Annotated in this window: 9 protein-coding genes; 4 read left to right on the forward strand and 5 right to left on the reverse strand. The window is 62.4% G+C overall.

Annotated elements, in window-relative coordinates; translation table 11 throughout:
• Positions 1–28: 28 nt before the first annotated feature.
• The 4 genes from GV819_RS22405 to GV819_RS22420 form a co-directional block, all read right to left on the reverse strand.
• Positions 29–1,096 (reverse strand): phosphotransferase family protein, encoded by a 1,068-nt coding sequence (locus tag GV819_RS22405; protein WP_161758228.1) that lies wholly within the window; start codon positions 1,094–1,096, stop codon positions 29–31.
• A gap of 260 nt (positions 1,097–1,356) precedes the next feature.
• Positions 1,357–2,319: a 2-hydroxyacid dehydrogenase gene (locus tag GV819_RS22410; RefSeq protein WP_161758229.1), complete on the reverse strand. Its 963-nt coding sequence runs from the start codon at positions 2,317–2,319 to the stop codon at positions 1,357–1,359.
• 19 nt (positions 2,320–2,338) lie between these two features.
• Entirely contained in the window at positions 2,339–2,734 is a 396-nt protein-coding gene (locus tag GV819_RS22415; RefSeq protein ID WP_161758230.1) for a VOC family protein, read from the reverse strand.
• Positions 2,735–2,862: 128 nt separating this feature from the next.
• Positions 2,863–3,402, reverse strand: a complete 540-nt coding sequence (locus tag GV819_RS22420; protein WP_161758231.1) for a cysteine hydrolase family protein — start codon at positions 3,400–3,402, stop codon at positions 2,863–2,865.
• Between the two features lie 469 nt (positions 3,403–3,871).
• Here GV819_RS22420 and GV819_RS22425 point away from each other — a divergent pair, with 469 nt between their 5' ends.
• The 3 genes from GV819_RS22425 (at position 3,872) to GV819_RS22435 (ending at position 7,691) form a co-directional block, all read left to right on the forward strand.
• On the forward strand, positions 3,872–5,152 hold the full coding sequence (locus GV819_RS22425; protein WP_161758232.1) for a serine/threonine transporter: 1,281 nt from the start codon (positions 3,872–3,874) through the stop codon (positions 5,150–5,152).
• A 255-nt stretch (positions 5,153–5,407) separates the two neighbouring features.
• Complete coding sequence (locus tag GV819_RS22430; protein WP_161758233.1) at positions 5,408–6,025, forward strand: ParB-like protein; 618 nt, start codon at positions 5,408–5,410, stop codon at positions 6,023–6,025.
• A complete protein-coding gene (locus GV819_RS22435) occupies positions 6,015–7,691 on the forward strand; it encodes a SulP family inorganic anion transporter (RefSeq protein ID WP_161758234.1) in 1,677 nt (558 codons plus the stop codon). The genes GV819_RS22430 and GV819_RS22435 overlap by 11 nt, the downstream gene beginning before the upstream one ends.
• A 54-nt stretch (positions 7,692–7,745) precedes the next feature.
• Here the strand turns inward: GV819_RS22435 and acnB are convergent, their stop codons facing one another.
• Positions 7,746–10,355, reverse strand: coding sequence for a bifunctional aconitate hydratase 2/2-methylisocitrate dehydratase (gene acnB, locus GV819_RS22440; protein WP_161758243.1), 2,610 nt, complete (start codon positions 10,353–10,355; stop codon positions 7,746–7,748).
• A gap of 409 nt (positions 10,356–10,764) precedes the next feature.
• On the opposite strand from acnB, the gene GV819_RS22445 reads away from it, so the two are divergent.
• On the forward strand, positions 10,765–11,232 hold the full coding sequence (locus GV819_RS22445) for a DUF1289 domain-containing protein (RefSeq protein ID WP_161758235.1): 468 nt from the start codon (positions 10,765–10,767) through the stop codon (positions 11,230–11,232).
• Positions 11,233–11,260 lie beyond the last annotated feature (28 nt).

The raw sequence follows: 11,260 nt of genomic DNA on the forward strand, positions 1-11,260 counted from the left end.
TGTTGGGCGGTCGGGTGCCTGGGCGCTGTCAGAGGCTGGATTTGCCGATGACTTGCAGGCTCATCTGCTCCAGCAGTGTGTTCATGTGGATGAACTGTGCGAAGCGTTTGTCCTGGGTCTGGCCGTGGTAGAAGCGGTAGTAGATCTGCTGCACGATGCCGGCCAGGCGGAACAGGCCATAGGTGTAGTAGAAGTCGAAGTTGCCGATCTGCAGACCTGCGCGCTCGGCGTAGTAGTCGACGAACTGCTGGCGGGTCAGCATGCCCGGAGCGTTGCTCGGCTGGCGGCGCATCAGTTGCACCGGCGCCGGGTCGGCGGCTTCGATCCAATAGGCCAAGGTGTTGCCCAGGTCCATCAGCGGATCACCCAGGGTGGTCAGTTCCCAGTCCAGCACGCCGATGATCTGCATCGGGTTCTGCGGGTCGAGGATCACGTTGTCGAAGCGGTAGTCGTTGTGCACGATGCTCGAAGTCGGATGGTCGGCGGGCATCTTGTCGTTGAGCCAGGCCTTCACCGCTTGCCACTGCGGTGCGTCGGGGGTCAGGGCCTTTTCGTAACGATCGCTCCAGCCCTTGATCTGGCGCTGCACGTAACCTTCGGGCTTGCCCAGGTCGCCCAGGCCGCAGGCGTTGTAGTCGACCCGGTGCAGTTCGACCAAGCGGTCGATGAAGCTCTTGCACAGGGTTTGGGTCTGGTTCGCGTCGAGCCCCAACTCCGGCGGCAAATCGGAGCGCAGGATGATGCCCTTGACCCGTTCCATGACATAGAACTCGGCGCCGATCACCGCTTCGTCGGTGCAATGCACGTAGGCTTTGGGGCAGTACGGAAAACCCTCGCGCAGCTGATTGAGGATCCGGAACTCGCGGCCCATGTCGTGGGCGGACTTGGCCTTGTGGCCGAAGGGTGGGCGGCGCAGGACGAACTCCTGGCCGGGGTATTCCAGCAGGTAGGTGAGGTTCGAGGCACCGCCCGGGAACTGGCTGATCTGCGGCGTGCCGGTCAGGCCTGGAATCTGTGCCTTGAGGTACGGATCGATCAGGCTGGCATCGAGTTCCTCGCCGGAGCGCGTTCGGGTGGATTGGTCTGTAAGCGCCATGCTTATCCCTTCTGCTTATTCTGGAGGCCAGAGATTATTGGCTAATCTAATGCGCCTACTGGCCCCTCACAATCGCGGCGGGCCTTTATAGGTGCGCGTGTTGCTGGACAATCATTGCTTTTGATACAAGCGTTTGAATCTGTAGCAACCGGCTTGCCGGCCAACCGAGTGTTCCTGGTTGCGAGGCGGTCGCTGGATCATTGTCATTGGCGAACGCAACAACCCCCGGTCGCCGTTACGAGCATAGGCCGTGCTTTCTATCAGGGGACGTTTCGGTTCGGCGCGGGCAGTGCCACCGGGGTCAGCAGCGGCTGGTCGGCGAAGTGCGCGAGCAGGTTGCGGCCGACCATTGCCACGGTGTCCTGGCTGGCCTGGGGCGAGAGCCCGGCGACGTGGGGTGTCAGCACTGTGTTGTCCAGGGCCTTGAGGCGTTCCGGCACCCCTGGCTCGTCATCGAACACATCCAGGGCCGCGCCGGCAATCCGCCGTTGTTCCAGGACCTGCAGCAGTGCGTCGGTGTCGACCACGCTGGCGCGGGCAATGTTCACCAGGAACCCCTCCGGGCCAAGAGCCTCGAGCACGGGGGAGCCCACCAAGTGTTGGGTCTCGGCGCCGCCGGGCGTGGCAATTACCAGCACGTCCGAGTCCTGCGCCAGCTCAACCAGGGTTGGGTAAAAGCGGTAGGGCTGGTCCGGTCTTGGCTGACGGCTGTGATAACCCACCGTCATGTCGAAACCCAGGGCGCAGCGCCGGGCGATCGCCTGGCCCACGGCGCCGAGGCCAAGGATCCCCAGGCGCATGCCGGCCAGGGACGGGCGCATGACTTTTGGCCATTGACCCTGGCGCACGGCGGCATCGGCCTGGGGAATGCCGCGCACCAGGGACAGCAGCAATGCCAGGGTGTGATCGGCCACGGAGGAGGCATTGACCCCGGCGCCATTGGTCACGGCAACCCCGTGGTTGCTCGCGGCTTGCAGGTCCACCTGCTCATAGCCGGCGCCGATCACGCAGATGATCTGCAGCTGGGGCAGGGCAGCGATCTCCGCCGCTGTCAGGCCCAGGGGGCCACGGGTCAGTACCGCGTCGATCTGTCCGGCATGGGTCTTGATTGCCTGGGCACGCTCGGCGGGCGTCGGCGCCAGGATCAGCTGGAAGCCCTGCTGTTCGAGCAGGGGCAGGTAGGCGTTGACGTTTTCAACCAGGACCAGGACGGTGGCGTGCATCAAGGATTTCCTCCGGGGGTTAACGGGGCAGGGGCTGGCGCAGTTGGAAGACGTTGCCTTCCGGGTCGACGCCGTCGCAGACCCGGGCCTCCTTGAACAGCCATTCGCGTTGGCTTTCGTACAGTTGGCCACCGGCGGCGGCAGCACGCTGGCGGGCCTGTTGCAGATCGTCGACCTGGAACACTGGCTTGCAGGGCGAGTCGCTGCGGGGGCGGGGCGGGACCTCTAACTGGATGCGTTCGGCAAGCGCCGCAGGCACCTGGACCAGGGTCAGTTCGAAGCCCTGGTGCTCGAGTTGCAGGTAGTCGTCGTGTCGTTCGCTGATTGGCCAGCCGAGGAGTTCGGCATAGAACTGCGCGAGGGTGGCCGGGTGAACGCTGTAGAGCACGCATCCGGCGACGGTCGTGGCACTCATGGAGAACTCCATAAAGGCGAGGAAAGGGCTCAAGAGTGCGGTTTTGCTGGAACTTTGGCAATGCTCGGTGAGGCCCTTGCCGGGGGGGCTGCGCCGTTGCCGGCGCGACCCGGGTAGGGGGCAGGTTTCTAGAAAGTCAGATCATGGGTCTTGGCCAGGCGCACGAAGGGGCCGTTCAAGGTGGCGTTATGGTGGGCAATGATTTTTTTCGCCCCCAGCAGCGGTGTGTCCATGCAGGTGTGGGCGTCCTCCGCCAGCAGCACCGTGAAACCCAGGTCGCCGGCGGCGCGGCAGGTGGCATCTACGCAGTACTGGGTCTTCATGCCGACGATCACCAGTTCATTGACCTCGGCGTCTTGCAGGTGCTCGGCCAGCCCGGTGCCGACAAAGCAGCTGGGGCGGGTCTTGTTCAGCACGCAGTCCTGTTCTTCATCCAGCTCCAGGGTGGGCAGCAACTGCCAGAACGCGCTGCCGGCGGCGATTGGGGAATCGGCGGGGCCGGTATGACGCATGGCGAAGATCGGCGCCCCGGCCTGGCGGGCGCGGCGGATCAGCTGGTTGATGTTTTCCAGGACTTGTTCGCGCTTGTAGGGTTTGTCCGGTCCGTTGAACAGTCCGACCTGCATGTCGATGACCAGCAGGGCACGCTTGGCATGGGTTGAAGGCATCTTGTCTCTCCTTGTAGGCCAGGTGGACGGAGAAACAAAAGGCCCCGTCCATTGCTGGCGGGGCCTTGGTTTTACTGTGCTTGCTTCATCCTGCACAGCCACCACACGACCCGCCGAAGGCAGTCGTGGTGCTAGTGACAGGGTTGAGCGCGTAAATATTCATGGGGCGGATCATGCCGTCGTCAGATGAATCTTGTCAACGCGATACCCGGCTCTGGCCCGCCCCCCGAAGCACCGGCCGATGCCCGTGGTGGTGTTGCCGAGTATCGGCAAAGTGGCGGGCCAGACACCTCGGTCCGCAGGAAGAATTTATCTGCGGCGTACAAACCGTTCCTCAGCTGAGTCTATGCAGCGCCCTTGGAATCCCGGACAATCGCGCCCCCCCTGTTTCGGTCGAGGCACTTATCGTCGGGTACTCCGACTCGCCCTGACCGAATGGCAAACGACCGGAATGTGGAGATCCCACCGGATGAATGATCAGGCCAACAGCGTCGATCAACGCTTTGAAGCGGCAGCCCCAGCAACTCTGAGCCGCTGGAACCGCCAAGACACCACCTGGATGCTGGGCCTGTTTGGCACCGCGATCGGTGCGGGTACCCTGTTTCTGCCCATCAATGCCGGCCTGGGTGGCTTCTGGCCGCTGCTGATCCTGGCGCTGCTGGCATTCCCCATGACCTTCTATGCGCACCGCGGGCTGACCCGCTTCGTGCTCTCTGGACGTGACGGTGCGGACATCACCGAAGTGGTGGAAGAGCACTTCGGGATCAAGGCCGGTGCGCTGATCACCTTGCTCTATTTCTTCGCGATCTTCCCGATCCTGCTGATCTACAGCGTGGCCCTGACCAATACGGTCGGCAGCTTCATGGAGCACCAGTTGCATATCGCGCCGCCACCGCGGGCGATCCTGTCCCTGCTGCTGATCCTCGGCCTGCTGGCCGTGGTGCGCTGCGGCGAGCAGGTGATCGTCAAGGCCATGAGCCTGATGGTCTATCCGTTCATCGTCGCCTTGCTGTTCCTCGCGGTGTTCCTGGTGCCTCACTGGAATGGCGGCATCCTCGCTACCGCGAGCGATGTACCGGCCCCTTCGGCCTTCCTGCATACCCTGTGGCTGGCGATTCCGGTGATGGTGTTCTCGTTCAACCACTCGCCGATCATCTCGGCCTTTGCCGTGGACCAGAAGCGTCGCTATGGCCAGCACGCTGAAGAGCGCAGCTCGCAGATCCTCTCCCGCGCCCACCTGCTGATGGTGGCCATGGTGCTGTTCTTCGTCTTCAGCTGCGTATTGACCCTGTCGCCTGCGCAACTGGCGGAAGCCAAGGCGCAGAACCTGTCGATCCTGTCTTACCTGGCCAACCACTTCAGCAACCCGACCATCGCCTTCGCCGCGCCGTTGATTGCCTTCGTGGCCATTTCCAAGTCCTTCCTGGGTCACTACATCGGTGCCAGCGAGGGCCTCAAGGGCCTGATCATCAAGAGTGGTCGACGTCCGGCGGCGAAAACCCTGGACCGCATGACCGCAGCCTTCATGCTGGTGATCTGCTGGGTGGTGGCGACCCTCAATCCGAGCATCCTGGGGATGATCGAAACCCTCGGTGGCCCGGTGATCGCCTCGATCCTGTTCCTGATGCCGATGTACGCGATCCGCAAGGTACCGGCCATGGCCCGTTATCGCGGCCAGGCGTCCAATGTGTTCGTGACCCTGGTGGGCCTGGTAGCTATTACCGCATTGGTGTACTCGCTGGCTTCTTGAGTCCTGGCTTGCCCATCAGGCGGGTTGGTCCGATGGGGTGAGCGGTTGCAAACGACGCCGCCGGTGCTGTGAAAGCACCGGCGGCGTTTTTGTTTGCGTCCTGGGAGCGGTTGGCGGTGTGGCGCCTGGTGGCCTCGGGAGTGCGGATGCAGGCGCGGGGTGAGCAAGCACGGTTGCAGGAAGTTGACGGAGATCCTCTGCCGCCGGGGAATAAAGGTCTAAGCTGATGATTTTGTTCCTGTCTGGAGTCACTTCATGGCCCGTGCCCGCCCGCAGTTGATCCGCGCCCGTCTGGAGACCCTGCACCCGACCCAACTCACCGTGGGGCTGGCCGAAGTTCAGGCCAAGCGCCAGGAATGGCAACAGCTCAAGCGCAAGGCGCGGACGGCTGCGCTGAACGATCACTGGTTTCCCTGCGTGCTGGGTCCCCGGCAGCGTTATTACATCGTCGATCACCACCACTTCGGCCTGGCCTTGCTGCAGGAAGAGGTGAAAGAGGTGCCGTTGCTGGTGCTCAAGGACCTGTCCTTTGTCGAGCCGGACAGCTTCTGGGAAGTGATGGGGTTCAACCAGTGGGCCCATCCCTATGACGCTCAGGGCGTGCGGCGCTCCTTCGAACGCATCCCCGGGCGCATCCTCGACCTGCAGGACGATCCGTATCGCAGCCTGGCCGGCTTGTTGCGCCGCGCCGGTGGTTTTGCCAAGGACGCCACACCGTTCAGCGAGTTCCTCTGGGCGGACTTTTTTCGCCGGCGCATCGACATCGAGACGTTGTGCAAGCTGGGGGCCAAGGTCCGGGCCCGCGGCATGAAGCTGGCCCGCAGCCAGGACGCACGTTACTTGCCAGGATGGGTGGGCCAGATTGTCGACTGATCAAGGGCAGGTTGCTGCCACTCCCGCGCCCCGGCGTTCTCGGGACCTGCTGGCTGGCTTGTCCATCGCTGGCCTGTTGCTGCCGGAAGCGGTGGCCTATTCGAGCATCGCTGCCTTGCCGCCCCAGGCCGGGGTCATTGCCCTGTTCGCCGGGCTGCTGTGCTATGGCCTGTTCGGTACCAGCCGCTTTGCCATCGTCTCGGCCACGTCCTCCTCGGCGGCGGTGCTGGCAGCGGCAACCCTGTCTCTGGCCGGGGGCGATGCGCAATTGCGCTTGACCCTGGCGTTTGCCCTGGTGCTGCTGACCGGGGTCTTCTTCCTGCTCGCCGGGCTGTTTCGCCTGGGCGGCGTGACCGCCTTCATCGCCAAACCGGTGCTGCGCGGCTTTGCTTTCGGCCTGGCGCTGACCATTGTGCTCAAGCAGTTCGCCACGGTGGTCGGGGTGCACTTGAGCACCGGCAACCTGGTGCGCTTTCTGCCGCAGTTGCTCGAGCAATGGCCCCAGTGGAACTGGGCCGGCGCCGGAGTCGCGGCGGCGGCCTTGCTGGTGCTGGCGATCTGTTCGCGAATTCCCTATGTGCCCGGGGGGCTGGTGGCCGTGGTCCTTGGCATCGGGGCCGGGCAGTGGTTGAACCTGCCGGCCCACGGTGTCGACCTGATCGGTGTTATCGAGCTCAATCTGGAGGTGCCGAGCCTGCCGCAGCTGCCGTTCGCCGACTGGCTGCGGCTGGGAGAGCTGGCGTTCGCGCTGGTGATGATCCTGTATGCCGAATCCTATGGTTCCATCAGCTCCTTTGCCTTGAAGCACGGCGACCGGGTGTCGTCCAACCGCGACTTGCTGGCCCTGGGTGCGTCCAACCTGGTGTCGGGGCTGTTCCATGGCATGCCTGCTGGCGCCGGTTACTCGGCCACCTCGGCCAACGAGGCGGCGGGGGCCCGGTCGCGGCTGGCCGGGCTGACTGCCGCTGCGGTGATGCTGGTCATCGTGCTCACCGTGCTGCCCTACATTGCCTTGACCCCGGAGCCGGTACTGGCGGCGATCGTCATGTATGCCCTGGGCCATGGCTTGAGCCTGCAGCCTTTGGGGCGTTATTTCATTTGGCGTCGGGACCGGGTGCTGGTGATCTGTGCGGTGATGGCAGTGCTGGTGCTGGGGGTGCTGGACGGCCTGCTGCTTTCCGTGGGCGTGAGCATTTTGTTGATGCTGCGCCAGTTGTCGTCAGCGGACATCCAGATTCTCGGCCAACTGGGCAGTGGTCACGACTTTGTCGACCTGAGCCGCCATCCCCAGGCCCGTCAGGTGCCGGGTATCCTGATCCTGCGTCCGGGTGAGGCGCTGTTCTTTGCCAACGCCGAGCGCATCCTCGGTGGTGCGTTGAGCCTGATCCGCCATGTCGAGGCGCCGATCCACACCATCATCCTCAGCCTGGAGGAGTCCCCGGACCTGGACGGCACCAGCATCGAGGCACTGGACGAGTTCTTCCGTCAGGTCAGCCTCGAGCACAAGCAGCTGGCCCTGGCTCGGCTCAAGCACGAGGCCAGGAATGCCCTCGCGGCCTTGCCATCAAGTGCCGAGTATCAGGTGCTGCTCAGTGGTACCAGTGTCGACGACACGCTGCAGGAGAGCCTGCGGGGCTGGAGGGCCGGGGAGTTATCCCAGGCATAAAAAAACGCCGCGTATCGTGGGATACGCGGCGTTCCTTTCTACAACGCTACAACCTTAGGCTTGCACCACCGGGATGTTGGCGTTGGCGGCCGCTTCACGGAACTCGGCGATCTGGTCGAAGCTCAGGTAGCGGTACACGTCCGCTGCCATGCTGTCGATCTTGCCAGCGTATTCCATGTACTCCTCGACGGTCGGCAGGCGACCCAGGATCGATGCAACGGACGCCAGCTCGGCGGAGGCCAGGTAGACGTTCGCGCCGTCACCCAGACGGTTCGGGAAGTTACGGGTAGAAGTCGAGACCACGGTGGAGTTCGGTTCTACACGTGCCTGGTTACCCATGCACAGCGAGCAGCCCGGCATTTCCATGCGCGCGCCGGCCTTGCCGTAGATGCCGTAGTAGCCTTCTTCGGTCAGCTGGTGAGCGTCCATCTTGGTCGGTGGCGACAACCACAGACGAGTTGGCAGCTGACCCTTGACCTGATCCAGCAGCTTGCCGGCCGCGCGGAAGTGACCGATGTTGGTCATGCACGAGCCGATGAACACTTCGTCGATCTTCTCGCCAGCAACGCTGGACAGCAGACGGGCGTCGTCCGGATCGTTTGGCGCGCAGAGCACAGGCTCCTTGATATCGGCCAGGTCGATCTCGATGATTTCGGCGTATTCAGCGTCAGCATCGGCAACCATCAGCTCAGGGTTGGCAACCCAGGCTTCCATCGCTTGCGCACGACGTTCCAGGGTCCGCGCATCGCCGTAGCCTTCGCCGATCATCCAGCGCAGCAGGGTGATGTTGGAGTTCAGGTACTCGGTGATGGAGTCTTTCGACAGCTTGATGGTGCAACCGGCAGCCGAACGTTCGGCCGAGGCGTCGGACAGCTCGAAAGCTTGTTCGATGCTCAGGTTGTCCAGGCCTTCGATTTCCAGGATGCGGCCGGAGAAAGCGTTCTTCTTGCCTTTCTTCTCGACGGTCAGCAGGCCAGCCTGGATCGCGAAGTAAGGGATGGCATGCACCAGGTCACGCAGGGTAACGCCCGGTTGCATCTCACCTTTGAAGCGCACCAGGATCGATTCCGGCATGTCCAGCGGCATCACCCCAGTGGCTGCAGCAAATGCCACCAGGCCGGAACCGGCCGGGAACGAAATGCCCATCGGGAAACGGGTGTGCGAGTCACCACCGGTACCGACGGTGTCCGGCAGCAGCATGCGGTTCAGCCACGAGTGGATGATGCCGTCGCCCGGACGCAGGGAAACGCCGCCGCGGGTCATGATGAAGTCGGGCAGGGTGTGGTGCGTGGTGACGTCGATCGGCTTTGGATACGCCGCGGTGTGGCAGAACGACTGCATCACCAGGTCGGTGGAGAAGCCCAGGCACGCCAGGTCTTTGAGTTCATCACGGGTCATTGGACCGGTGGTGTCCTGGGAGCCGACGGTGGTCATTTTCGGTTCGCAGTAGGTACCTGGACGAACACCTTTGCCTTCTGGCAGGCCGCACGCCTTGCCGACCATTTTCTGTGCCAGGGTGTAGCCCTTGCCGGTGTCGACAGGTGCTTCAGGCAGTTTGAACAGATCGGTAGGGCCCAGGCCCAGCTCGGCACGAGCTTTGTCAGTCAGGCCGCGACCGATGATCAGCGGGATACGGCCGCCGGCACGAACTTCGTCCAACAGAACCGGAGTCTTCATTTCGAAGGTGGTCAGGACTTCGTCGGTGCCGTGTTTGCAGACTTTGCCAGCATGCGGGTACAGGTCGATCACGTCGCCCATGTTCATGTTGGTCACGTCGAATTCGATCGGCAGTGCGCCAGCATCTTCCATGGTGTTGTAGAAGATTGGAGCGATCTTGCTGCCGAAGCAGAAACCGCCGGCACGCTTGTTCGGTACGTAAGGAACGTCGTCGCCGAAGAACCACAGCACCGAGTTGGTTGCCGATTTACGCGACGAACCGGTACCGACCACGTCACCGACGTAGGCGATCGGGAAACCTTGGCCGCGCATTTCCTCGATCTGTTTCATCGGGCCGGTAACGCCCTGGACGTCAGGAACGATGCCTTCACGGGCCATTTTCAGCATGGCCAGAGCGTGCAGCGGGATGTCCGGACGGGACCAGGCGTCCGGGGCAGGGGACAGGTCGTCGGTGTTGGTTTCGCCAGTGACCTTGAACACCCGCAGGCTGATCTTGTCGGCCAGTACCGGACGGTTCTGGAACCACTCGCCGTCAGCCCAGGATTGCAGCACGCCTTTGGCGTGAGCGTTGCCGTTCTTGGCTTTTTCCGCGACGTCGTGGAACGCATCGAACATCAGCAGGGTGTGCTTGAGTTGCGCGGCAGCGACCGGTGCCAGTTCGGCGTCGTCGAGCAGGTCAACCAGAGTCACGATGTTGTAGCCGCCTTGCATGGTGCCAAGCAGTTCAACAGCGCGCTTTTTGTCGATCAGAGGGGAAGTGGCTTCGCCTTTGGCGAGGGCGGACAGGAAGCCAGCCTTAACATAGGCTGCTTCGTCCACACCAGGTGGAATGCGGTTGGTGATCAGGTCAACCAGGAAAGCTTCTTCGCCAGCCGGGGGATTCTTCAGCAGCTCGACCAGGCCTGCAGTTTGTTCGGCGTTAAGCGGCTGGGGAACGATACCCAGTGCTGCGCGCTCTTCGATATGTTTGCGGTAGGCTTCAAGCACAGTTATTACCCTCATCAGTGGTCCCAAATGGGTGTCCGGGACGCTCATCCCGAAATTGCCGTACTCATGCGCTGCGTGGCGTTGTGGGCCACTTAGCCAGAATTACCGACAATTCCTTACAGAAGCTGCTTTCAAAGTTTTACGCCTGCAGAACGGGGAGCTGATGAGGGTTGGCGTTGAGTTTTTCCCCGCTGGAAAAACCCCTCGCCAACACCGCTCTGAAGGAACGACTGTGCTCGTGACGCTTTGAAAACAGCTTCAAACGGACATTGGCGCCTAAAAAGGCTGGCTAATTCTACGGCAAAAAAAATCTAAACGTAAGTTGGCGTATTAAAGTTTGAGGGGTGATCAATGTTAGACAAAGGGCTAACATGCCGACCTGTTTTGTTTTTCCGCGTGCTGTCTATCTATGCCCAATCAGACTATCAAGACCCCCTGCGTCGGCCTCTGCTCCACCGTCTACGGTGACCTGGTGTGCCGTGGCTGCAAGCGTTTCCACCATGAAGTGATCAACTGGAACGGTTACAACGAGGAAGAGAAACGCGCGGTCTGGTTGCGTCTGGAGCAACTGCTGGTGCAAGTGATGGCGGGCAAGCTGGAAGTCTTCGATTCGCCACGCCTGCGCGAGCAGCTGGAGCAGCGCAAGATTCGCTTCGTGCCGCATCAGTCGGAGTATTGCTGGGCCTATCAACTGATTGCCCGGGGCGCCCGGGTGATCAACCAGCTGGATGCCTATGGGATGGTGTTGCTGCCGGAGTTTCGCGACTGGAGCCTGCCAGAGTTGCGCGATGCCATTGATCGGGAATTCTTCCTGCTATCGGAAGCCCATTACCAGCGCTACATCGCCCCGGGGTTCCTCAAGGACGCCCTGGGCTGATTCCCCCCAGCCCAGGGCGTCCTTGAGG

Source organism: Pseudomonas sp. Fl5BN2, assembly GCF_009908205.1.
In the GTDB taxonomy this organism is placed as follows: domain Bacteria; phylum Pseudomonadota; class Gammaproteobacteria; order Pseudomonadales; family Pseudomonadaceae; genus Aquipseudomonas.